This window comes from Stappia stellulata DSM 5886 (genome assembly GCF_000423705.1).
GTDB lineage: Bacteria > Pseudomonadota > Alphaproteobacteria > Rhizobiales > Stappiaceae > Stappia > Stappia stellulata.
Window position 1 is genome coordinate 159,761 of record NZ_AUIM01000012.1, and the last position, 22,803, is coordinate 182,563.

The 22,803-nt window shown below is 64.9% G+C and carries 19 protein-coding genes; 12 read left to right on the plus strand and 7 right to left on the minus strand.

Annotated features, from left to right (window positions below; genetic code table 11):
* Positions 1-72 precede the first annotated feature (72 nt).
* The gene (locus tag G572_RS0110495) at positions 73-1,281 is read left to right on the plus strand and encodes a porin (RefSeq protein ID WP_029058438.1); all 1,209 of its coding nucleotides are present in this window, start codon (positions 73-75) and stop codon (positions 1,279-1,281) included.
* A gap of 183 nt (positions 1,282-1,464) precedes the next feature.
* Here the strand turns inward: G572_RS0110495 and G572_RS0110500 are convergent, their stop codons facing one another.
* The 5 genes from G572_RS0110500 to G572_RS0110520 form a co-directional block, all read right to left on the minus strand.
* Positions 1,465-2,559: an ABC transporter ATP-binding protein gene (locus G572_RS0110500; protein WP_029058439.1), complete on the minus strand. Its 1,095-nt coding sequence runs from the start codon at positions 2,557-2,559 to the stop codon at positions 1,465-1,467.
* Between the two features lie 45 nt (positions 2,560-2,604).
* Positions 2,605-4,296 carry an alpha-glucosidase gene (locus tag G572_RS0110505; protein ID WP_051242167.1) on the minus strand — a complete coding sequence of 564 codons (1,692 nt, stop codon included), beginning with the start codon at positions 4,294-4,296 and terminating at the stop codon, positions 2,605-2,607.
* Between the two features lie 7 nt (positions 4,297-4,303).
* Positions 4,304-5,134 (minus strand): carbohydrate ABC transporter permease, encoded by an 831-nt coding sequence (locus G572_RS0110510; protein ID WP_029058441.1) that lies wholly within the window; start codon positions 5,132-5,134, stop codon positions 4,304-4,306.
* Positions 5,134-6,093, minus strand: coding sequence for a carbohydrate ABC transporter permease (locus G572_RS0110515; RefSeq protein ID WP_051242169.1), 960 nt, complete (start codon positions 6,091-6,093; stop codon positions 5,134-5,136). The genes G572_RS0110510 and G572_RS0110515 overlap by 1 nt, the downstream gene beginning before the upstream one ends.
* 143 nt (positions 6,094-6,236) lie before the next feature.
* Positions 6,237-7,523: an ABC transporter substrate-binding protein gene (locus tag G572_RS0110520; protein WP_037546489.1), complete on the minus strand. Its 1,287-nt coding sequence runs from the start codon at positions 7,521-7,523 to the stop codon at positions 6,237-6,239.
* Between the two features lie 704 nt (positions 7,524-8,227).
* On the opposite strand from G572_RS0110520, the gene G572_RS0110525 reads away from it, so the two are divergent.
* The gene (locus tag G572_RS0110525) at positions 8,228-9,250 is read left to right on the plus strand and encodes a substrate-binding domain-containing protein (protein WP_029058444.1); all 1,023 of its coding nucleotides are present in this window, start codon (positions 8,228-8,230) and stop codon (positions 9,248-9,250) included.
* Positions 9,251-9,475: 225 nt separating this feature from the next.
* Complete coding sequence (locus G572_RS0110530) at positions 9,476-10,642, plus strand: acetyl-CoA acetyltransferase (protein WP_029058445.1); 1,167 nt, start codon at positions 9,476-9,478, stop codon at positions 10,640-10,642.
* An 87-nt stretch (positions 10,643-10,729) separates the two neighbouring features.
* Here the strand turns inward: G572_RS0110530 and G572_RS0110535 are convergent, their stop codons facing one another.
* Complete coding sequence (locus G572_RS0110535) at positions 10,730-11,452, minus strand: HAD family hydrolase (RefSeq protein WP_156884553.1); 723 nt, start codon at positions 11,450-11,452, stop codon at positions 10,730-10,732.
* 502 nt (positions 11,453-11,954) lie between these two features.
* Between G572_RS0110535 and cysG the strand changes: the two genes are divergently transcribed.
* The 8 genes from cysG (at position 11,955) to G572_RS0110580 (ending at position 20,432) form a co-directional block, all read left to right on the plus strand.
* Positions 11,955-13,391, plus strand: coding sequence for a siroheme synthase CysG (gene cysG, locus G572_RS0110540; RefSeq protein WP_051242227.1), 1,437 nt, complete (start codon positions 11,955-11,957; stop codon positions 13,389-13,391).
* A 27-nt stretch (positions 13,392-13,418) separates the two neighbouring features.
* Entirely contained in the window at positions 13,419-13,724 is a 306-nt protein-coding gene (locus G572_RS0110545) for a DUF2849 domain-containing protein (RefSeq protein ID WP_029058448.1), read from the plus strand.
* A 39-nt stretch (positions 13,725-13,763) separates the two neighbouring features.
* Positions 13,764-15,419, plus strand: a complete 1,656-nt coding sequence (locus G572_RS0110550) for a nitrite/sulfite reductase (protein ID WP_029058449.1) — start codon at positions 13,764-13,766, stop codon at positions 15,417-15,419.
* On the plus strand, positions 15,406-16,152 hold the full coding sequence (locus tag G572_RS0110555; protein WP_029058450.1) for a phosphoadenylyl-sulfate reductase: 747 nt from the start codon (positions 15,406-15,408) through the stop codon (positions 16,150-16,152). The genes G572_RS0110550 and G572_RS0110555 overlap by 14 nt, the downstream gene beginning before the upstream one ends.
* 2 nt (positions 16,153-16,154) lie before the next feature.
* On the plus strand, positions 16,155-16,676 hold the full coding sequence (locus G572_RS0110560) for a DUF934 domain-containing protein (protein WP_037546491.1): 522 nt from the start codon (positions 16,155-16,157) through the stop codon (positions 16,674-16,676).
* Between the two features lie 93 nt (positions 16,677-16,769).
* On the plus strand, positions 16,770-17,591 hold the full coding sequence (locus G572_RS0110565; RefSeq protein WP_425423430.1) for a ferredoxin--NADP reductase: 822 nt from the start codon (positions 16,770-16,772) through the stop codon (positions 17,589-17,591).
* 536 nt (positions 17,592-18,127) lie between these two features.
* Positions 18,128-19,132 carry an NADP-dependent oxidoreductase gene (locus tag G572_RS0110575; protein ID WP_029058453.1) on the plus strand — a complete coding sequence of 335 codons (1,005 nt, stop codon included), beginning with the start codon at positions 18,128-18,130 and terminating at the stop codon, positions 19,130-19,132.
* Between the two features lie 154 nt (positions 19,133-19,286).
* Positions 19,287-20,432: a lytic murein transglycosylase gene (locus G572_RS0110580; protein WP_037546616.1), complete on the plus strand. Its 1,146-nt coding sequence runs from the start codon at positions 19,287-19,289 to the stop codon at positions 20,430-20,432.
* Positions 20,433-20,469: 37 nt separating this feature from the next.
* Here the strand turns inward: G572_RS0110580 and msrA are convergent, their stop codons facing one another.
* Entirely contained in the window at positions 20,470-21,117 is a 648-nt protein-coding gene (msrA, locus tag G572_RS0110585) for a peptide-methionine (S)-S-oxide reductase MsrA (protein ID WP_029058455.1), read from the minus strand.
* 170 nt (positions 21,118-21,287) lie between these two features.
* Here msrA and G572_RS0110595 point away from each other — a divergent pair, with 170 nt between their 5' ends.
* Positions 21,288-22,763 carry an aldehyde dehydrogenase family protein gene (locus G572_RS0110595; protein WP_029058456.1) on the plus strand — a complete coding sequence of 492 codons (1,476 nt, stop codon included), beginning with the start codon at positions 21,288-21,290 and terminating at the stop codon, positions 22,761-22,763.
* Positions 22,764-22,803 lie beyond the last annotated feature (40 nt).

A 22,803-nucleotide genomic window follows, 5' to 3' on the forward strand; every position in this document is an offset into this window, starting at 1 on the left:
GGGAAGCTTGCTCAATTCTTCATCTCCTCTTGGCCAACAGGGCCTTGCAGGAAACAACGACGAGGTCAGGAAATGAACATCAAGAGCATCCTGCTCGGCGCTTCCGCAGCTGCCCTGGCAGCCACGGGCGCACAGGCCGCCGACCTTCCGGTCGCTCCGGAGCCGGTCGACTACGTTCGCGTTTGCGACGCTTTCGGCACGGGCTTCTTCTACATCCCGGGTACCGAGACCTGCCTGAAGATCGGTGGCGGTGTCCGCGCTGAATTCCGCGTGTTCGACGTTCTCGACAACGGCGGTTCCGCTTGGGACAATCGTTCCGACGACAGCACCGGCATGCGTGCTCGCGGTTACATGAACTTCGACAGCCGCACCAACACCGAGTATGGCCTGCTGCGCACCTACGTGGCTGCGTACATCACGGTCGACAACTCGGGCGGCGCTGGCCTGACGCTTGACGAAGCCTTCATCCAGCTCGGCGGTTTCGTCGCTGGTCGCACCGGTTCGTACTTTGACTTCTACACCGGCGACAACTGGGGTTCGGTCCTGAACCAGGGCTTCGCGGATAACGGCGACGTCAACCTGTTCGCTTACACCTTCCAGTTCGGCAACGGCTTCTCGGCCTCGGCCTCGGTGGAAGTTGGTTCGGACCGTCGCGCCAACATCTTCGCTCTGGGCCTTCCGGCTGCGGGCTTCGGCTACGGCGGTGACAAGGTTCCGGATTTCGTCGCCAACCTGCGCGTCGACCAGGGCTGGGGTTCTGCTCAGCTGATGGGTGCCCTGCACCACGTCTATGGCGTCGCACCGGGCTTCGCTCCTGTGTCTACTGGCAAGGGCAAGCTTGGCTGGGCGATCGGCGCCGGCGCCACGTTCAACCTGCCGATGATCGCAGCTGGCGACAGCTTCTCGATCCAGGCCGCCTACTCGCAGGGCGCAGTCGGCTACGTGAACGCCAACTTCGCGAACGCCGCGTTCTCCGACGCGTCCTACACCGCAGCGGGTGGCCTGAAGCTCTCCAGCGCTTGGGGCATCGGTGCAGGCTTCACGCACTTCTGGACCCCGGCGATCTCCTCGTCGCTGACCGCGAACTACTCGCGTCTCGACCAGGCTGCCGGCGGTGCCGACTTCAACGAGATCAACGTTCAGGGTAACGTTGGCTGGCGTCCGGTTTCCGGCCTCTATGTCGGTGCCGAGCTCGAGTACCGCAACCGCGACTTCCGCGCGGCTGGCGCTGCTTCCGACGACGCTCTGGTCGGTATCCTCCGCGTGCAGCGCACGTTCTAATTCAATCCTCACGGATTGGATGAAAGCCCGGCGGGAAACCGCCGGGCTTTTTCTTTGCCGGGTCGCGCAAGCTTCGTTCGAATGGCTGCGTGACAGGACATGAAAAAGGGCCGTCCGGTATCCGGGCGGCCCTTTCGTCTGTGAACAACATGATGCTTGCCGGTTCAGCCGATGGCGGCGGTCTCAGGCGAGACGCCGAACGGCCTGTCCATCCGCGCCGAAGACATGGCAATCGCTGCCCTTCAATCCGATCCGCACAGTGCTGTCGATCGACTGCGGCGCGTCGCCGCCGGCACGCGCGGTAAGCAGGGTTCCGTCGGCAAGACGCACATAGAGAAAATGGCTTTCCCCCAGCTCCTCCACGACTTCCACGGTGCCGGAGATCGCCTGGTCCGTTTCTCCGTCGGCATGAAAGAGATGCTCCGGGCGGATGCCAAGCGTCACCCGGTCGCCGGCAGCGAGCGCGGTGGCGTTGACGGCCGCGAGCACCTCTCCGCCGCCGGGCAGCGCGAGCCTTGCCCCATCGTTGCGCGGTTCCAGCACGTCGCAGGCGATAAAATTCATCTGCGGCGAGCCGATGAAGCCGGCGACGAAGAGGTTCTGCGGATGATGGTAAAGGTCGAGCGGAGCGCCGACCTGTTCGACCTTGCCGGCGGAGAGCACCACGATCTTGTCGGCCAGCGTCATGGCCTCGACCTGATCGTGGGTGACATAGACCATTGTCGCGTTCATGCGCTCGTGCAGCTTGGCGATCTCGATGCGCATCTGGACCCGCAAGGAGGCATCGAGATTGGAGAGAGGTTCGTCGAACAGGAAAACCTTCGGGTTGCGCACGATGGCGCGTCCGATGGCGACCCGCTGGCGTTGTCCGCCCGAGAGCTGTTTGGGCAATCGCTCGAGAAGGTCCGCCAATTCCAGCGTTTCGGCCGCGGCCCGTACCTTGGTCTCGATGTCACCCTTGTCGGCCTTTGACAACTTCAGGCCGAAGGCCATGTTTTCGTAGACGGTCATATGAGGGTAGAGCGCGTAGGACTGGAACACCATCGCGATGCCGCGTTCCTTGGGCGTCTTTTCGGTAACATCCTCGCCGTCGATTTCCAGCGCGCCGGCGGTGATGTCCTCAAGCCCTGCGATCAGGCGCAGGAGTGTGGACTTGCCGCAGCCGGATGGCCCGACGAAGACCACGAACTCCCTGTCGCGGACGTGCAGGTCGATCCCGTGGATCGCCTCGACCCGTCCGAACGACTTGCGCACCTGCCTGAGAATGACCTCCGCCATATCCGTCCTCCGTTCCCCCTCCGCCACGGCGCTCGGGCGTTGTTGCTATCGCGTCCGCGAGCGGGAAATTTGCGCGAAAACCGCATCGAACGGTTCAAGGCGTAGCTGCGTTACATCGCCAGCCAGCTCGATTTCGCCGGTGAAATCGGGGGCGTCGAGGAGCCTGGCGCAAGAAAGACCGTCAAGCGCCGCGCGCGCCGGCGTCGGCCCGAGATTGAAGGCGCAAAGCATTTCTTGTCCGTCAAGGACACGCAGGAAGGCGAGGATCGGCTCCGGGGTATCGAGCAGAACAATGTCCCCGGACACCAGCGCCGGCTGATCGCGCCGCCAACTGAGAAACCGCCGGGTGCGGTGGAGCGACGATGCCGGATCGGCCTCCTGTCGGGTGACGGAGCGCGCGCGGTGTTCGTCGGGGATCGGCAGCCAGGCGGTGGCCCGGGAAAACCCCGTTTGCGGCGCGTTGTCGTCCCACGGCATGGGGGTCCGGCAGCCGTCGCGTCCGCGAAACTCCGGCCAGAATTCCTTGCCGTAGGGGTCCTGGATATGTTCGAAGGCGACCTCCGCTTCCTGCAGGCCCAGTTCCTCGCCCTGATAGAGGCAGGGCGTGCCGCGCAGGGAGGTGACAAGGGCGACGATCAGCGGCGCGAAGGCTTCGGGCGGATGCACTCCGCCCCAGCGCGTGACCACTCGGGGCACATCGTGGTTCGACACCGCCCAGCTCGGCCAGCCGTCGCCAATGCAGGATTCCATCGCGCGAATAGTGCGGCGGATATAGGCGGCGGAGGAATCGGTTGTCAGAAGGTCGAAGCCATAGGCCATGTGTAGCCGTTTTCCGGCTTGCGTGTAGGCGGCCGTCGTTGCGAATGGGTCGTGGTCTGAACCGATCTCGCCAACCATCGTCACATGGCGATAGCTGTCGGTCAGCGCGCGCAATCGCTCCAGGAAAACGAGGTTTTCGGGCCGGGTCTTGTCATGAACATGGTCTTGATAGGAGTAAGGATTGGACCGTTCGACGCCGGAGATCGGCTTTCCCGGCGGCAGCGGCGGATTGTCCCTGAGCGCCTTGTCGTGAAAATAGAAGTTCACGGTATCGAGGCGAAAGCCGTCGACGCCGCGCTCCAGCCAGAAACGGGCGGCATCGAGCACCGCATCCTGGACTTGCGCATTGTGAAAGTTGAGATCCGGCTGGCTCGTCAGAAAATTATGCAAATAGTACTGACGGCGGCGGGTGTCCCAGGCCCAGGCCGATCCGCCGAAGATCGACAGCCAGTTGTTGGGCGGGGTGCCATCCGCGCGTGGATCCGCCCAGACGTACCAGTCGGCACGGGCGTTGTCGCGACTTGCACGGCTTTGCTTGAACCAGGGATGCCGGTCTGAGGTGTGCGAAATGACGAGATCGATGATCACCTTGAGATCGCGATCATGCGCGGCGGCAATCAGCCGGTCGAAATCCTCCAGCGTTCCGAAGATCGGATCGACGTCGGTGAAATCCGACACGTCGTATCCGAAATCATCCATCGGGGACGGGTAGAAAGGCGAGATCCAGATGGCATCGACCCCGAGGCTCTCGACGTGGTCGAGCTTGGCGGTGATACCGGCCAGATCGCCGATGCCGTTTCCGTCGGTGTCGTAGAAGGAGCGCGGATAGATCTGGTAGATCACAGCGCCGCGCCACCAGTCGGGGTGGGTTGCGTGGCGCGGACCGGTTGCCGGCTCGGTGACGGACAGTGGAAGCATGAACGGACTATCCCTTGACGGCGCCGGCGGTAAGGCCGGAGACGATCTTGCGTTGGAAGATCAGCACGAGGACCACGAGCGGCACGGTGACAATGACGGAGGCGGCCATGATGTTGCCCCAGGGCAATTCATGCTGGCTGGCGCCGGTGATCAGCGCAATGGCGACCGGCACGGTGCGCATGTCATTGGAAAGCGTGAAGGTGAGGGCGAACAGGAACTCGTTCCACGCCGCGATGAAGGCGAGCAGGCCGGTGGTGACCAGCGCCGGCCACATCAGCGGCAGGAAGACGTGGCGCACGATCACAAGGGACGAGGCGCCGTCGACCACGGCAGCTTCCTCCAGCTCCTTCGGCAGGTCGCGCATGAAGGTGGTCAGCACCCAGACCGTGAACGGCAGGGTCAGGATCAGGTTCGAAAGCATCAGGCCGGGCAGCGAATTGTAGATCCCCAGAAGCCGGATCAGCTCGAACATGCCGGAGAGCACCGCCACTTGCGGAAACATGGAGACCGACAGGATGGTGAAGAGCAGCAAGCCGCGTCCGCGGAAACTGACACGCGCCAGCGCATAGGCGGCGGTGACCCCCAGAAACAGCGACAGCGCAACGACGACGCTCGCGACCACCACGGAATTCAGGATGTTGCGCGCAAACGGCTGCTCGGCGAAGACCGAGACATAGTTGGCCGGATTGAAGCTGCTCGGCCAGTAGGTGACGGTGAAGAGTTCCGAACCGAAGCGGAACGACGACAGGATCGCATAGTAGAACGGAAAGACGGAGAAGACGACGATGACGACGACCAGCGCGTAGAGGCCGAGCGTCTTGAGGGGGGAGCGGCGCATCATCTCGTCTCCCCGCCGAGCCGGACCTTGCCGAGCGTGATGGTCGCGATCGTGAGCGCCGCGATCACCAGGAACAAGAGGGTCGAGGCTGCGGAACCGTAGCCGACTTCCTGGAAATCGACGAGCTGCTGGCGTGCATAGACCGACATTGACATCGTGTCGGAGGAATTCGACGTTAGCACATAGATCAGATCGAAGATGCGAAGTGCGTCGAGGGCACGGAAGATCACCGCGACCATGATCGCCGGCTTGATCAGCGGCAGGGTGACCTTGAAGAACACCTTCACGGGATGAATGCCGTCGACCCTTGCGGCTTCGTAGCAGTCGGAGGGCAGCATTTGCAGCCCGGCGAGGATCAGGAGCGCCATGAAGGGGGTCGTCTTCCACACGTCGACCATGACGACCGCCCACATCGCGGTTTGCGGATCGGCCGTCCAGGCGACCGGCTGGGAGATCAGCCCGATGCCCATCAGGATGTCGTTCAGGACGCCGAACTGGTCGTGCAGCATCCAGCCCCACATCTTGGCGGAGACAATGGTGGGGATCGCCCAGGGAATGAGAACGGCGGCGCGCACGAGGGCGCGGCCCTTGAAGTTGGCGTTGAGCACCAGTGCGACAATCAGCCCGAGCGCGGTTTCGATGGAGACGGAGACGGCGGAAAACCAGATTGTGTTCCACACGGCATTCCACCATGAGGGATCGACGATCAACCCATAGGCCTCGCCGTCATAGACCGAATAGTAATTTTCCAGACCGATGAACTGTGTGGCGGAGAGGTCCGCCAGACTGGCGTCTGTGAAGCCGAACCAGATGGTGCGCACGAGCGGCCATCCGGCGACAAGGGCCAGCACCACGATCATCGGCGTCAGGAACAGCCAGGCGGATCTCAGCCGCGACCGCGACAGGCGCGAGCGCCGGGCGGGCGTGGCGGCAGCTGTGGTCAGGGCGATGTCGCTCATCGGCTTTGGATCCGGTTTGTCCGCGCGGGCACCGCAGGAGGTGTCGAACGGGGCCGCGCGGGACGCGGCGGCGGGGGCCGCCGGTGAGACGCGGGCAGGCGGTCGAACCGCCCGGCCCGGGTGTTCGGGAACGGCGGTGGGGCCTACCAGCCGCGCCGCTTGATCCGCTTCAACTCGCTTTCGAGATCCGCCATTGCCGTTGCGGCATCGCTCTTGCCGGACAGAACGTCGTGCGAGGCGTTCCAGAAGGCGTTCGACACGCGATTGTACTTTGTGCCGGTCACGCGGGACGGCCGGGCAACGGCATTGGTGAAGGTCTCGTAGAGATCGCCGAAGAAGGGCGCGGCGGCAAGCACGTCCTCGTCTTCATAAAGCGCCGCGATCGTCGGGTTGTAGGTGCCCTCGATGGCGCGACGCTTCTGCTCGGCCTCGCTCGTCAGATACATCACCAGGTCGGCGGCGATCTCCGGATGCGCGGAATACTTGGACACCGAAAGCTGCCAGCCGCCAAGCGTACCGGTGTTCTTGCCGTCCGGGCCGCCCCTGGGAAGGGCGGTGACCCCGATTTTTCCCTTCACCGGGCTGTCCGCGGAATTGCCAAGACCCCAGGCATAGGGCCAGTTGCGCATGAAGACGGCATTGCCGGACTGGAACACCCCGCGTGCCTCTTCCTCGGCATAGTTGAGCACGCCGTCGGGAGAAATCTCGCCCACCCAGGAGCCGGCGAGTTCGAATGCCGCGATGGCCTTGGGATTGTTGATGGTGATCTCGCCGTCGGCGCCGACGATCTCGCCGCCGCCGAAACTGTCGACCCACTCGAGCGCGTCGCAGGTCAGCCCCTCATAGGCCTTGCCCTGAAAGACGAAGCCCCAGAGCGTGTCCATGCCCGCCGCGCGTTCGGCATCCTGGATGTATTTTGCCGTTTCGGTGAGCTCCTGCCAGGTCGCGGGCACCGGCCGGCCGTGTTTTTCCAGGAGGTCCTTGCGGTAGTAGAGAAGCCCGGCGTCCGTGTACCAGGGCATGGCGACAAGCGATCCGCCAACCGTGTTGTTCTCCACGATCGGCGCGAAATGCGCCTCCTCCGCGCCCTGCGAATAGGCGGCGAGGTCAATGAAGTGATTGCCGAGAATGCCGGGCCAGATGACGTCGATCTGGAAGACGTCGATGTCGTCCGCGCCGGAGGCCAGAAGCTGCTGATACAGCGCGAGCCGTTCCGTCGTCGAGTTCGGCGTCGACACGATCTTGACCGTATTGCCGGTCTTTTCCGCCCAGGCGTCAGCGCCGGATTTGCACAATTCCAGCTCGATGCCGACCGCGCCGCAGGATATCGAGATCTCGGCGGCCTGCGCGCCGGCGTGGCCGAAGGCGAGGGGAGCGAGCAAGGGCACCGCAAGAGCGGTCGCGGCCACTAGGGAATTGCGCAGCATCATGGTCCTCCGGTTGGGTTGCGGTCCGGTTTCTCGCTTGCGCGGCCGGCTTCTTGTCTTCTTCCGCCTGTCTCATTCGCGCCGACGCGCGCCGCTCGAGTGCCGCACGAACGCAGGCGGGATGCGTCCGTGCCTGGCGAAATGGGGTCCGAAAAGGGGGCGGATAACGGTGCGGGTCATGCCATGCAGCCCCGTTTCGTTCGGGGCGTTTTGCCTGAGCGAACCGTCAGCATTCGCGCCCCTCCCAAAGCGCTTTGGAGAAAGAGCGTGCCGGATCGCTCGATGCGTGTCAAGAGAGTGAATTATACCTTCGGTTGTGCAGGGCGGAATGGCAGATTTGCGATGCATCATGAAAATCGCTGGATATCGGTCTTTCAAAGCCCTTAGGTTAGAGGAAGCAGGTGCCGGTGGACCGGGAAGTCGGGGGTTTTCAGGGCGGCGGTTGTGACGTTCCTCAGGAATACGCTTGTAAAACCTGCTTCGATATATGAGCGCTTCCAAAGCGCTTTGGGTTCAGGGGTGCCAAGACGTGCGATGCGGCGGTTGCGCGGGGGGGGGCTGTCACGCGCAGGGCTGTGACGGCCTTGCGGGCGTCGGCTTGCAACGGGGCGGGCCGTTAACGGGGCGTGCTGTCTGATCGAAGCGCCCCGGTTGCACACGCACCGGGGCGAAAAGGACGACAGCGCCTTGTCGAAAAGGAAGATCGGGTGAACTTGCGGGAACTCTCCGCCCATCTGGGCCTGTCCCAGACCACGGTGAGCCGGGCGCTCAACGGCTATGGCGATGTGGCGCCGGCCACCCGGCGCAAGGTGGTCGAGGCGGCCGAGCGGGTCGGCTATCGCCCGAATTCCGGCGCCCGGCGGCTGGCCACCGGGCGTTCCCAGGCGCTCGGCATCGCCTTTCCCGTCGACCGAAATCTTTTGCTCGACCCGCATTTCATCGAGTTTATCGCAGGCGTTGCCGCCCATGCGGGCGAGCAGGGATATGACCTCACCGTCAGCCCCACCACGGGAACGGAAGGCGAGGTCTATCGCCGGTTCGCCCGCATGCGCACGGCCGATGCCGTGATCCTGTCCGGCCCTGTGCTGGAGGATCCGCGCATCGCGCTCCTGCGTGGACTGCAGCTGCCGTTCGTCGTGCACGGACGCACGCAAACGCCGCTTCCCTATGCCTTTGTCGACATCGACAATCACGGCGCGTTTCGCCAGGCCTGCCAACTGCTCCTCGACCTCGGTCACCGGCGGATCGGGCTGATCAACGGCGATGAAAGCCAGACCTTCGCTCGCGACCGGCGTGCGGGCTGGTCATCTGCACTGATGGCTGCGGGGCTGGTGGCTGCAACGGACGGCCTTGCGCGCGCCGGCGCGATGACGGAGGAAAACGGCTACCGCTTCGCCCGTGACCTGCTCGAAACGTCGCCACGGCCGACGGGGCTGATCTGCTCCAGCGTGCTGCTGGCGTTCGGTGCCTATCGCGCTGTCCGCGATCTCGGCCTTGCGGTCGGCCGGGACGTTTCCGTCATCGGCCACGATGACGAACTTCCCTTCCTGCGCCCGCACACGCTCGACCCGCCCTTGACCGTGACCCGCAGCCCGATTCGCAAGGCGGGAGAGCGTGTTGCCGATTTCGCCATCCGTCTTGCCACCGGTACGCCGATTGACCGGCTTGCCGAAATCAAGCCCGTGGATCTGGTCTATCGCGGGTCGACGGCCGCGCCGGAGGTCCGGTGATCGTCTCAAGTCCGTCGTGAGTGGTGACGTATTTTTTAAAATGTCAAAGCTTTGATATTATTGAAATAATTAAATTTGTTTGACGTAATGGTAAAATAATCTCTTGCGCGTTTCGCGCCAAGGTGGAATTCTTGCCGCGATCCGATCGCCCCTGTCCGATCTGCCGCCGGCGCCTGGTATGTGCTCCGACGCGCAGGGGACGCGCGACCAACAGGGAGGAAGCAGATGACCGCTGCCATCGTGGGCTGGGCCCATACGCCGTTTGGAAAGCATGCCGAGGAAACCGTTGAAAGCCTGATCATCAGGGTCGCGCGCGACGCGCTTGCGGACGCGGGGCTGGAGGCCGGCGACGTCGACGAAATCGTTCTCGGTCATTTCAACGCGGGCTTTTCGGAACAGGATTTCACCGCTTCCCTGGTGTTGCAGGCCGACCCGGCGCTGCGCTTCAAGAAGGCGACGCGGGTCGAGAACGCCTGTGCCACCGGATCGGCGGCGGTGCATCAGGGCGTGCGCGCCGTGACATCCGGCGAGGCGCGGGTCGTGCTGGTGGTTGGCGTCGAGCAGATGACGACCACCCCCGGACCTGAGATCGGCCGCAATCTGCTCAAGGCCTCCTATTTGCCGGAGGACGGTGACACGCCGGCCGGCTTTGCCGGCGTGTTCGGCAAGATCGCGCAGGGATATTTCCAGAAGTACGGCGACAAGTCCGACGCGCTCGCCGCGATTGCCGCCAAGAACCACAGGAACGGCGTGAACAATCCTTACGCCCAGATGCGCAAGGATCTCGGCTTCGACTTCTGCCGCACCGAGAGCGAGAAGAACCCCTTTGTCGCCGGCCCCTTGAAGCGCACCGACTGTTCGCTCGTTTCCGACGGCGCCGCGGCGCTGGTGCTCACCGATGTCGAAACCGCGCTCGGCCGCGACAAGGCGGTTGCCTTCCGCAGCCTCGCCCATGCGCAGGACTTCCTGCCGATGTCGAAGCGCGACATCCTGAGCTTCGAGGGCTGCGGCGCGGCCTGGAGCCGGGCGCTCGACAAGGCGGGCCTTGGCATCGAGGATCTGTCTTTCGTCGAGACCCACGACTGTTTCACCATTGCCGAACTGATCGAATACGAGGCGATGGGCCTGACGAAGCCGGGCGAAGGGCATCGCGCCATTCTTGAAGGATGGACCGAGGCAGGCGGCAAGCTGCCGGTCAATCCCTCCGGCGGTCTGAAGGCCAAGGGACATCCTATCGGAGCAACGGGCGTATCCATGCACGTTCTGAGCGCCATGCAGCTTACGGGTCGCGCCGGAGACATTCAGGTCAAGGGCGCTGAACTCGGCGGCATCTTCAACATGGGCGGCGCGGCTGTCGCCAACTATGTGTCGGTGCTCCAGCCGCTGCGTTAGGCGGCTTTAGCGGCCTGCGAGGGTCAAAACGGGAGGCGCGATCACCGCGCGCCTTCCGGTCATCGCCTGCCTGTCGGGGGGGGCGCCCTAGATCAGGCTTGCCTCCATTTGCCGCGCCAGATCGAGCAGGTCGAAGGCGATGACGTCCCACGCATCGACAGGCGCGAGATCGGATGTCTGGCCCTTGCCGAACTCCTTCGGTCTGGAGAAGAAACCTGTCTTTAGGCCGGCTGCACGCCCTGCGTCGAGGTCGCGATTGTGGGCGGACACCAGCATGACGTCGCCGGGGTCCAGTCCGATTGCCGCCGCGGAGCGTCTGTACATCCCGGGTGCCGATAGACGGCCAGGTGCCATTTCGGCCCCGAGGATCAGGTCCCACGGCAGTCCGGCGCTTTTGGCAAGCCAGGTCATCATCGAGATCGAGGCATGGGTGCAAGGGGCGATGACGTATTCGCGCCGGAGCGAGCGCAGACCCGGAACGCTGTCCGGCCAGGGGCGCAAGTGTTCCCAGCTTCGCTCGAGTGTCGCCTTTTCCTTGTCGCCCAGGCGATGCGTGAGTTCCGCCTTCTCCACGACCGCGGCCAGAGTCTGGCAGTGGATGGCATCGAGACCCGCATAAGGCATGGAGGCATTTTGGTCCGCGACGGCGTCGATGAGGTGGGAGGCGATCTCTGCGCGCCAGGCGTCGGCGAGGTCAAAAGGCTTGATATCGGCACCGGATTTGGCGAACGCCCTGTCGAAGGCGTTCGCGATTCCGCTTCTCCAGTCCACCACCGTCCCGAAAACGTCGAAGAAAATTGCTTTGACCACGGCATTCACTCATATCGCATTATGGAAGGACTCTCGGTAGAATGCATGTCTGAGGTTGCTTGTTTCAATTAATCAACCTTTGGTGTATTTTGCGAGTAAAATAATAGCATCACAAAATATGATTCGACACGATAAAGAACTGGAAATTTCTGTGAAACTATTGCGAGTGATGTTCATTTCCATTTAGTGTCAATTGATTTTGTTTTTTTCAAACGACAATCAAATCTTTTATCTTTCGGTTGTGGTTAACAAAAGTATGCAATTCTGACTTTGAGTTTTTTCTTCTGAGAAGCGTATAAGAGGATGCGGGTCCAAGCAAATACTGATTGTCGTCGCCGACGAAACCGGATGTCCGTCTTTTTGTTGGTTGTGGCTCGGGTCGTGTTTCGGCTGGAGATGATTTTTCTCTCTTCGTCCGTGCGATTGAAATGCCATGCCCGGCGTTCCGCAGGCGCAGGCCTTATGTGTTGGCGATATCCAATGCAGCCGGAGCCTGCTTTTCATGTTGCGTCAGTCCGATCGGAAACTTGATGTGTTCCCCGCCTTTCAAAAGGTCGCGGGCCGCCGTGTGGTCGTGGTTGGCGGCGGCGAGGAGGCCGCGGCCAAGCTCCGGCTTCTGTCTGAGACCTCCGCCGCGCTTGAGGTGATTTCGCCCGCCGTCGACCACGCTCTTGCTGCTGCCATCGAGAAGACCGGGGCGACCTGGCATCGCACGGCGTTTCGCCCTGCCTTGTTGACCGGCGCCGCCCTTGCCTTTGCGGCAAGCGGCGACGAGGGGGCGGATACGGCCGTGGTCAACGCCGCCCGTGTCTTCGGCATTCCGGCGAATGCGGTCGACCGCCCCGAGCTTTGCGACTTCTACGTCGGCGCCCTGGTGAACCGGGCGCCGGTCGCCATCGCCATCACCTCGACGGGCGTCGGGCCGGTGCTTGCGCGCCACATCCGCGCGCGCATCGAGGCCATGCTGCCCGGCACGACCGGCGATCTGGCGCGCCTCGCCGAAAGCTTCCGCGACACCGTTGCCCGCGTGATCGAGGCCGGCCCGGCGCGCCGCCGCTTCTGGGCACGGTTCTTTTCCGGAAGCGTTGCCGCAAACCTTCAGGCCGGCCGCCCGGACGTGGCGCGCTCCGAGGCGCAGCGTCTCCTGAACACCCGCAATGACGAGCCGGGCTTCGTCTGGCTCGTCGGCGCCGGTCCCGGCGCGGAAGATCTGCTCACCCTGCGTGCCCAGCGCCTGCTCCAGGAAGCCGACGTGATCGTGCATGACGCGCTTGTCCCCGATGCGGTTGTGGCCATGGGGCGGCGCGATGCCGAGCGCATTGCGGTCGGCAAGCGCAAGGGCGCGCATTCCGTGCCGCAGGACGAGATTAACGCAATTCTGGTGCGCGAGGCCTCCGCCGGGCGCCGGGTCGTGCGTTTGAAGAGCGGCGACCCGCTGGTGTTCGGCCGGGCCGGCGAGGAGCTGGCCGCACTCCACGCGGCGGGCATCGGCTGCGATATCGTTCCGGGCGTTACGGCGGCCCTTGCGGCCGCCGCGAGCGCACGCATTCCGCTGACCCTGCGCGGCGTCGCCTCGCAACTTGTCTTCGCGACCGGACATGACAAGGACGGCGACACGCTCCCCGCCTGGGCGGACCTTGCGCTGAACGGAGCCACGGTCGCTGTCTACATGGGGCGCACCGTGGCGGCGCGGGTCGCGGCACGACTGATCAAAGCCGGTCTGCCTGCGAAAACGCCGGTCGCCGTGATCGAGAACGCCGCGCAGCGCGACGAGCGTCTGCTGTCCGGATCGCTCGGCGACCTTGGAACGGTCGCGACGCGCGATGACATCGACGGGCCGGTGCTGATCGTGGTCGGCGCGGTCGTCGGCCATGCGGATCTCGCCGCCAGCCAGCCGTTCCGTCCGGCCGAGGCGCTGCGCGCCATCGCGGCCGCGTGACGAAATCTCTTTGAAAGGATCTCTCACATGAAGGCACTCACCGCAAACCGGCTGATCGACGGCGAGGTCGTCTGGCTCGGCCGGTCCGGCCAATGGGTCGAGATGTTGCATTCGGCGTGGGGTCTGGAAACCCCGGAAGCGGAAGCCGAAGCGATGGCCATCGGCGCGCAGGCCGTGACCGAGCGGCTTCTGGTCGACCCTTATCTCATCGATCTGCGGCGCACCGAAGATGGCATCGAGGCGGTGCGCTTCCGCGAGCGGATCCGCGCGAAGGGGCCGACAACCCGCCCCGATCTCGGCAAGCAGGCACGGCGCGAAACCTCGGCCGCATGACGGCATTGGACGACGCAGCGCGCCTTCAGGAGACATGACATGTACCGCTACGACGAATTCGACACCGACTTCGTGTCGGCCCGGGTGGAACAGTTCACCGATCAGGTACGCCGCCGCCTTGCCGGCGATCTGGACGAGGACCAGTTCAAGCCGCTGCGGCTGATGAACGGCGTCTACCTGCAGCTGCACGCCTACATGCTGCGGGTGGCGATCCCCTATGGCACGTTGAACGGCGCGCAGATGCGCAAGCTCGCCTATGTCGCGCGCACCTATGATCGCGGCTACGGGCACTTCACGACGCGTCAGAACATCCAGTTCAACTGGCCGCGGCTGAAGGACATTCCGGCCATTCTGGAAGAGCTGGCCAAGGTCGAGATGCATGCGATCCAGACGTCGGGCAACTGCATTCGCAACGTGACCGCAGATCATTTCTCGGGGGCCGCCGCCGACGAGATCCTCGATCCGCGCCCCTATGCGGAAATCCTGCGGCAGTGGTCCTCGCTGCACCCGGAGTTTTCCTTCCTGCCGCGCAAGTTCAAGATCGCCGTGACCGGCGCGCCGCACGACCGCGCCGCCGTGCAGGTGCACGACATCGGCCTGCAGGCCAAGCGCGATGCAAACGGCAATGTCGGCTTTGCCGTCTTTGTGGGCGGCGGGCTGGGACGCACGCCGATGATCGCACGCAAGGTGCGCGATTTCCTGCCCGAAGAGGAGCTGCTGGCCTATTGCGAGGCGATCCTGCGCGTCTACAATCGTTACGGTCGGCGCGACAACAAGTACAAGGCGCGCATCAAGATCCTCGTCCACGAGACGGGCGTGGAGACGCTGAAGGCCGATATCGAGCACGCGTTCGAGGAAATCCGCCACGGCGTGCTGCGGCTTCCCCAGGACGAGATCGACCGCATCACCGATTACTTCGCAGCCCCCGCCTTCGCCGCGGGCGCGGACGCAGACGCCCTCGACCGGGCGACCGCCGCCGATCCGGCGCTTGCCGCCTTTGTCGAGCGCAACCTCCAACCTCACAAGGCGCCCGGTTACGCAAGCGTCACCATCTCGCTGAAGCCCATCGGCAAGGCGCCGGGCGATGCAACCGCCGACCAGATGGACGCAGTGGCGGCGCTTGCCGAACGCTACGGTCACGACGAGATCCGCGTCAGCCACGAGCAGAACCTGGTGTTGCCGCATGTGCGCAAGGCGGATGTTCCGGCCGTTTTCGAGGGGCTGAAGGACACCGGTCTGGCGGAGGCCAATGCCGGCCTCGTCACCGACATCATCGCTTGTCCCGGCATGGACTTCTGCGCGCTCGCCACCGCGCGGTCGATCCCGGTCGCCCAGCGCATCTCCGAACGTTTCGGGACGCCGGATCGCCAGCGCGACATCGGCGACCTCAAGATCAAGATCTCCGGCTGCATCAACGCCTGCGGTCATCACCACGTCGGCCATATCGGCATCCTCGGCGTGGAGAAGAAGGGCGAGGAATACTACCAGATCACGCTCGGCGGCTCGGGCGACGAGAACAGCGCGATTGGCGAGATCATCGGCCGGGGCTTTTCCTACGAGGAAGTCGTCGACGCCGTCGAGACGCTGGTCGACACTTACATCGGTCTGCGCGACGCACCGGATGAGGATTTCCTGGCCGCCTATCGCAGGGTGGGCGACGCCCCGTTCAAGGAGGCGCTCTATGGGACGGCATGAGGCCCTTGCGGCAATCGACGACCCGGGCGATCTCGCGGCAAGGCTCGCTGCCCGCTTCGACGGCGCGCCGGCGGAAGAGGTGATCGCAGCGGCACGGGAGCACTTTGCAAGCGGGCTTGCGCTGGTTTCTTCCTTCGGCGCGGAATCGGCGGTGCTCTTGCATCTCGCCGCCCGCGTCGACGCGAGCCTGCCGGTGCTCTTCATCGACACCGGCAAGCTTTTCCCGGCAACGCTGCGCTACCGGGACGCGCTGGTCGAGCGCTTCGGCCTCAAGGATGTGCGCGTTCTGAGACCCTCAGTGGAGGATCTTCAGGCGGAAGACCCGACCGGGGCGCTGTGGATGCGCGACACGGATGCCTGTTGCACCATCCGCAAGGTGCGTCCGCTGGCACGCGCCCTCGCGGGCCTCGATGCCTGGGTCTCCGGACGCAAGCGGTTCCAGGCCAGCTCGCGCTCCAATATTCCGTTGTTCGAGGCCGACGGTCCGCGCGTGAAGGTCAATCCGCTCGCCGACTGGGACCCCGGGGATCTGCGCGCCCATATGCAGACGCACGATCTGCCGCCGCATCCGCTTGTCGCGGAAGGCTATCCCTCCATCGGCTGCATGCCCTGCACCAGTCCGGTGGCTGAGGGCGAAGACCCGCGCGCCGGGCGTTGGCGCGGCGGCGAGAAGACGGAATGCGGGATTCATTTTCCGCTTCCGCTGGAAAACGAGAACGGAGCGGGGATCTGACCATGGCGGCACAGCTTTTCAGGGACGGCGCCTTTGTCGCCGACGACTGGCATCACCTGGGTGAAGACGATCCGCTGCCGGACAGCGGCGCCGTGATCCTGCCGCTCGGGCGCTATCTGGAGGTCGTTGCGACGGCGCCGGCGTCTCTCGGGCTCGCGGTGCTGCTGCGCGCAGGCGACGAGCCGGACGCGCTTCAGCCGCATCTTTCGCAGCTTGGGCTGATCGCCGTCGATTTCGCCAAATTCTCCGACGGCCGCGGCTATTCGATCGCGCGGCTGCTGCGCCAGCGCCATGGCTTCGACGGCGAGCTGCGGGCGGTGGGCGACGTGCTGCTCGACCAGATCCCTTTGATGCGCCGCTGCGGGTTTACCGCCTTCGAGATCGTGCACGCGCCAACGCGTCGCGCCCTGGAGGCTGGTCACGATGTCGAGGTGCCGTTATATCTTCAACCTGCGGAGCGGGCCGGCGAGCGTCCGGCGGGCGCGCGCGCTTGGGCGAGGCGCCCGGCGGCGTCTCGGATTTGAAACGCTCCATCGCTGTGTATCCGGCACGCCGGTCGCGATGCACACTTTGACCGGGCGGGCGTGTCAGGCCTGTCGTGAATTGCGGATGTAAGGATGCATGGCATGAATGTGGTCGATCTTTCCGGTACCGCGGCGGATGTCGTTCCCGCCGGCGCAACGGCCGAGACCGTGACCGAGGTCCAGCATTACACCGACGACCTGTTCCGCTTTCGCATGACGCGGCCGGCGAGCTTCCGCTTTCGCTCGGGCGAATTCGTCATGATCGGGCTGATGGTCGGCGAAAAGCCGATCTATCGCGCCTATTCCATCGCCTCGCCTTCCTGGGACGAGGAACTCGAGTTCTTCTCCATCAAGGTGCCGGACGGTCCGCTGACCGAACATCTCGCCAAGATCAGCGTCGGCGACAAGGTGCTCATGAAGAAGAAGCCGACGGGAACGCTCGTCAACGATGCGCTGATCACCGGCAAACGGCTTTACATGTTCTCCACCGGAACGGGCTTTGCGCCTTTCGCAAGCCTCATTCGCGATCCGGAGACCTACGACAAGTTCGACGAGGTCATCGTCACCCATTCCTGCCGCTTCAAGGCGGAGCTTGCCTATTCCATCGACACGGTGGCGGCGGCCAAGGAAGATCCGCTGATCGGCGAGCTCGCCGCCGAGCGCCTGCGGCTCTTCACCTCCACCACGCGCGAGCCGTCTGATCGCATGGGGCGCATCACCACGCTGATTGAGAGTGGTGAATTGTTCGAGGCGCTTGGGCTTCCCCCGCTCGACCCCGAAACCGATCGGGGCATGATCTGCGGCTCCATGGCCATGCTCAAGGACACCAAGGCGTTGCTGGAAGCGCGTGGCCTCACCGAGGGCGCCAACAACAAGCCCGCCGAATTCGTCATCGAGCGCGCCTTCGTCGGTTGAACGCTCGTGAGGGGCGCGCCGACGGGTTGCGCGTGAACGACAGGAAAACGTCGAAAGACGAGGCGCGCGTGCGCATGCAGGACGCGCGCGCCCCGTGCGACGGCTTTCCCGGCCACCGCGGGGGGAGAGGTGGAGCAACGCTGCGCCGACCGCATCACCCCCCGAATGTCGCGCGACCAACAGGCATGTGATGATGGGGGTGCCAAGCTCCCTTTCGATCCGGCGCGACCGGTCGTGCTTGCGGCTTGCCAACTGCGCATGCCGGTACCGGCGTGCGGCGGTCACTCTGCTTGTTCCCGGCTCACGGCCCCGGCGCGCTTGCGCATGAGGGCGGGCGTTCGCGGTGCTGGAACTTCCGCTGATCCGGACTGTTTTCGAAACGAAGGACGCAAGCGGTCGGGACGCCGAGACCGTTGCGCTCATTCAGGTTCGGCTGTTGCGCCGTCCCGGGCTTTTTGCGTAACCTTGACGTAACGTGCCGGTGCGGCCTTTCGGCCGCCTCCCGGCGATTTCTCCGCAAATCCGAGGATTTTTCCATGTCGATGAACCGTACCGTGCGTCTGGTCAAACGCCCTGCACCGGGCCTTGTCAGTCCGGATTGTTTCGAGGTCCGGGACGAGCCGATTACCGAGCCGGGCGAGGGAGAGTTTCGCCTGCGTGCCGAATATGTTTCGCTCGACCCGGCCATGCGCGGCTGGGTGAACGAAGGCAAGTCCTACGTGCCGCCGGTCGCGCTCGGCGATGTCATGCGCGCCTTTTCCGCCGGCACTGTGGAGGCCTCCAATCATCCCGAGTTTCGCGTCGGCGACAAGGTTGTCGGTCTCTTCGGCGTGCAGACGCACGCGATCTCCGACGGGCGCGGCGTGCAGCGTGTCGACACGGATATCGCGCCGCTGCAAAGCTGGATCGGCGGTCTCGGCATGCCGGGGCTGACGGCCTACTTCGGGCTGTTGCGCGTCGGCGAGGCCAAGGCTGGCGACACGGTGGTGGTCTCGGCCGCGTCGGGTGCGGTCGGCTCGCTCGTCGGCCAGATCGCCAAGCTCAAGGGCTGCCGCGCGGTCGGTATCGCGGGTGGCCCGGAAAAATGCCGGGCGCTGATCGAGGTCGACGGATTCGATGCGGCGGTCGATTACAAGGCGGGCGATCTTGGCGCGCAGCTCGACAAGGCTTGCCCGGACGGCATCGACGTCGATTTCGAAAACGTCGGCGGCGAGATCCTCGACGCCATCCTGCCGCGCATGAATGTCTTCGGACGCATTGCGGTCTGCGGGCTGATCTCGGCCTACACGGCGACCTCGGTGCCGCCGGGACCGGAAAACCTGCGCTATGTGCTCACCCAGCGCCTCAAGATGCAGGGTCTCATCGTCTTCGACTTCGCGCGCGACAATGCGGTCGCGCTTGCCGACCTCGGTGCCTGGGTGAAGGAGGGCAAGCTGAAGCTGCGTGAGGATGTGCGCGAGGGCGGGGTCGACGCCTTTGCCGAGACGCTCAACCTGCTTTACACCGGCGGAAACTTCGGAAAGCTCAGCCTGAAGGTCTGACAGGACCGGCAACCTGGCATCTCGCCATTCTCCTGACACGATGTCGCCGCCATCATTGGGTTGCGGGCAAGCGGTTGGGAGGTTGGCGATGCGGTTTGAGTGGACAGGAAAGAGAGTGCGGGCCGGGGTCGCGGTGGCGGTCCTTGCCGCCGGCATGGCGGTCCTCGCGCCTGCCGCCCAAGCTGCGTCTCTGGACGCCTGCGTCGCCAACATCCGTGCGCAGGCGATCAAGGCCGGTGTCAGCCGGGCGACCGCCGACCGCGCGCTGTCGGGCGTCGCCTACGACGAAAAGGCGGTCCGCTTTTCCCGCAGCCAGCCGGAATACAAGACCCCGATCTGGGACTATCTCGCTTTCCTGGTCGACGAGGAACGCATCGCCGACGGCAAGAAGATGCTCGCCCGTCATCGCAAGACGCTGGCGGGGGTGGAAAAATCCTACGGCGTCGACCGCTATATCGTGCTCGCGGTCTGGGGGGTGGAAAGCGATTACGGCCAGTTTCGCGGCGATTTCCATGTGCCTCATGCGCTTGCCAATGTCGCCTGCAACGGTCGGCGTGCGAAGTATTTCCGCTCCGAGCTGGTCGAGATCCTCAAAATTGTCGACCGGGGCGACGTCAAGCTCAAGGACCTGCAAGGTTCCTGGGCGGGCGCCTTCGGCCAGACCCAGTTCATGCCCTCCACCTACCGCCGGCTTGCGGTCGACCATGACGGCGACGGCCGGCGCGATCTGGTGAATTCCGTTCCCGATGCTCTCGCTTCGACGGCGAATTATCTCAAGAAGGCGGGCTGGGTGACCGGCATGCCCTGGGGCTACGAGGTGCGCCTTCCGAAAGGCTACAAGGGGCCGTCCGGACGCAAGACCCGCGCGACCGTCACCACCTGGGGCAAGCGCGGGATCACCCATCTCGACGGCGGCAAGATCGCGGGCGAAGCGCGCGCCGGTCTCCTGCTTCCGGCCGGCAAAACCGGTCCGGCCTTTCTCGTCTTCAAGAATTTCGACGCGATCTATTCCTACAATGTCGCGGAAAGCTACGCGCTGGCGATCTCGCATCTCGCCGACCGCCTGCGCGGCGCAGGGCCCTTCACGACGCCCTGGCCGACGTCGGACACCGGCCTGTCGCGGGCCGAGCGTCTCAGGCTGCAGGAACTCTTGCTGCGTGCCGGCTACGACATCGGCGAGGCGGACGGGCGTGTCGGTCCGGCGACGCGCGCCGGCATCAAGCAGGCCGAGGCCCGCTTCGGCATGCCGCAGACCGGCCGTCCGGGCCGCAAGATCTACGAGAAGCTCGGAGGCCGCTGAGCGTCTCGGCTCGACCGGGGCCGCCGGGCGCGAGACCTCACCCCTTGCCGGGAATGCCCTTGAAGGCGTCCTTGCCCCACACCCGCTTCACCGTCTCGTCGCGACCGCACGACCAGCGGTAATAGGTGTAGCGCGTGGGGCTCTTTTCGTAGAAATCCTGATGATAGGCTTCGGCCGGATAGAAGGTCGCGGCGTCGAGAACCGGTGTCACGATCTCCGTGTCGAGCCTGTCGGCGGCTTGCGCCTTCGCCCGTTCCGCGACCCGGCGCTGGTCGTCGTCCGTGGCGAAGATCGCCGTGCGGTAGGAGGGGCCGCGGTCGCAGAACTGCCCGCCCGCATCGGTCGGATCGACGCTGCGAAACAGCGCGGCCACCAGCTCCGCATAGCTCACCGTGTCCGCGTCGAAGGTGATGCGCACGGCCTCGTAGTGGCCCGTACCGCCCTTCGTCACCGCCTCGTATGTGGGATTGTCGAGCGTGCCGCCGGTGTAGCCGGAGACCGTTTGCAGGACGCCCGGGATCTTGTCGAAATCGGATTCCACGCACCAGAAGCAGCCGCCGGCGAAAATCGCCGTCTGTTCATCCGCCGCAGCCGCGGGGGTCGGCATGGCGGCCGTCACGGCCGTTGCCAGGAAGAGCGCGCCGATCAGTCCGCTTGCAGCGCGCGTCGCAGATGTCGTTGTCATGGAAATCTCCTTCTGATCGCCAAGCAATTGGCGGTCACGGGGGCGGGGATCAAGTCAAAGCCGTATCACTTCCTCGGGAAGGGCGGGACGGGCACGCGGCCGCCCGAGGCGCCCATTCGGATTGCGGGGGCTGTTGCCATCGGCTACCGTCCGCGCAAGACGGTATTCGTATGACAAACGGGAGGGCGGCTTTGTCCAGCGAAATCAGGCGTTTCCAGGCCGTGATCGACGGCGTCGCCGGAGAGGCGACCGGTGGCCGGCGCATCGACGTGATCGCCCCGAGCACCGGAGAGGCATTCGCCAGCATCCCGCGTTGCGATGCCGGCGACGTGGGGCGCGCGGTGGTTGCCGCGCGCTCTGCCTTGGCGGGCGACGACTGGGGCAGGATGCCGGCGGTGGAGCGCGGGCGCATCCTCACCCGGCTGTCCGGGCTGGTGCTTGCGCATCTCGACGAACTGGCGGCGCTGGAATCGCGCGACACCGGCAAGCCGCTGCGGCAGGGGCGGGCAGATATCGTCAATGCCGCGCGCTATTTCGAATTCTACGGCGGGGCGGCAGACAAGGTCGCCGGCGACACGTTGCCCGCCCAGACCGGCTTCATGGCCATCACGCTGCGTGAGCCGCATGGCGTGGTCGGCTCCATTGTGCCGTGGAACTATCCGGCGCAGATCATGGCGCGGGTCGCGGGTGCGGCCCTTGCCATGGGCAACACGCTGGTGATGAAGCCGGCCGAGGACGCCTGTCTTTCCGTTCTGCGGATCGCCGAACTCGCGCTCGAGGCGGGCCTGCCCGCCGGCGTGTGGAATGTGGTGCCGGGCTATGGCGAGGAGGCGGGCGCTTCGCTTGCCAATCACCCGGGCGTCGATTTTCTCACCTTCACCGGCTCGCCCGACGTCGGCACGCTGATCCAGACGGCGGCGGCCAAGAACCATATCGGCTGCACGCTGGAGCTTGGCGGCAAGTCGCCGCAGATCCTCTTTGGCGACGCCGATCTCGACGCCGCCCTGCCGGTGATCCTGAACGCAATCGTCCAGAATTGCGGCCAGACCTGTTCCGCCGGCAGCCGTCTTCTGGTGGAGGCCGCGCATTTCGAGGCGGTCGTGGAGGAATTGCGTCACCGGTTCCGTGCGCTGGTCAGCGGTCCGCATGACGCCGACCTCGACCTCGGGCCCTTGATCAACGAGGCGCAGGCGCGGCGTGTCGAAGGCTTTGCCGAAGAGGCGGAGGCGTCGGACATCCCGCTGATCGCGGAAGGCGCGATCATGCCGGACAGCCCGGCGGGGGGCTTCTATCAGCCGGCCCGCGTCTATGGCCCGGTGCCGCGCGATGCACGTCTGGCGCGCGAAGAGGTCTTCGGTCCCGTGCTCGCGGTCATTCCCTTCAACGACGAGGCCGAGGCCATCGAGATCGCCAACGGCACGGACTACGGCCTGGTCGCCGGTGTGTGGACCGGCGATGGCGCGCGGGCAATGCGGGTGGCGCGCGCGGTCCGGGCCGGGCAGGTCTTCGTCAATGGCTATGGCGCGGGCGGCGGGGTTGAACTGCCCTTCGGCGGCGTCAAGAAATCCGGCCACGGTCGGGAGAAGGGATTCGAGGCGCTCTACGAGTTCTCGGCCCTCAAGACCGTCGTGTTCAATCACGGATAACCGGCCGACCCTCGAGGCGCGGCAGAAATCGGGAGCGAAA

Coding starts and splice junctions, on each gene's coding strand:
- G572_RS0110495 (WP_029058438.1), top strand. CDS start 73: ATGAACATCAAGAGCATCCTGCTCGGCGCTTCCGCAGCTGCCCTGGCA.
- G572_RS0110500 (WP_029058439.1), bottom strand. CDS start 2,559: ATGGCGGAGGTCATTCTCAGGCAGGTGCGCAAGTCGTTCGGACGGGTC.
- G572_RS0110505 (WP_051242167.1), bottom strand. CDS start 4,296: ATGCTTCCACTGTCCGTCACCGAGCCGGCAACCGGTCCGCGCCACGCA.
- G572_RS0110510 (WP_029058441.1), bottom strand. CDS start 5,134: ATGCGCCGCTCCCCCCTCAAGACGCTCGGCCTCTACGCGCTGGTCGTC.
- G572_RS0110515 (WP_051242169.1), bottom strand. CDS start 6,093: ATGAGCGACATCGCCCTGACCACAGCTGCCGCCACGCCCGCCCGGCGC.
- G572_RS0110520 (WP_037546489.1), bottom strand. CDS start 7,523: ATGATGCTGCGCAATTCCCTAGTGGCCGCGACCGCTCTTGCGGTGCCC.
- G572_RS0110530 (WP_029058445.1), top strand. CDS start 9,476: ATGACCGCTGCCATCGTGGGCTGGGCCCATACGCCGTTTGGAAAGCAT.
- cysG (WP_051242227.1), top strand. CDS start 11,955: ATGTTGCGTCAGTCCGATCGGAAACTTGATGTGTTCCCCGCCTTTCAA.
- G572_RS0110545 (WP_029058448.1), top strand. CDS start 13,419: ATGAAGGCACTCACCGCAAACCGGCTGATCGACGGCGAGGTCGTCTGG.
- G572_RS0110550 (WP_029058449.1), top strand. CDS start 13,764: ATGTACCGCTACGACGAATTCGACACCGACTTCGTGTCGGCCCGGGTG.
- G572_RS0110555 (WP_029058450.1), top strand. CDS start 15,406: ATGGGACGGCATGAGGCCCTTGCGGCAATCGACGACCCGGGCGATCTC.
- G572_RS0110560 (WP_037546491.1), top strand. CDS start 16,155: ATGGCGGCACAGCTTTTCAGGGACGGCGCCTTTGTCGCCGACGACTGG.
- G572_RS0110565 (WP_425423430.1), top strand. CDS start 16,770: ATGCATGGCATGAATGTGGTCGATCTTTCCGGTACCGCGGCGGATGTC.
- G572_RS0110575 (WP_029058453.1), top strand. CDS start 18,128: ATGTCGATGAACCGTACCGTGCGTCTGGTCAAACGCCCTGCACCGGGC.
- G572_RS0110580 (WP_037546616.1), top strand. CDS start 19,287: ATGGCGGTCCTCGCGCCTGCCGCCCAAGCTGCGTCTCTGGACGCCTGC.
- msrA (WP_029058455.1), bottom strand. CDS start 21,117: ATGACAACGACATCTGCGACGCGCGCTGCAAGCGGACTGATCGGCGCG.
- G572_RS0110595 (WP_029058456.1), top strand. CDS start 21,288: ATGACAAACGGGAGGGCGGCTTTGTCCAGCGAAATCAGGCGTTTCCAG.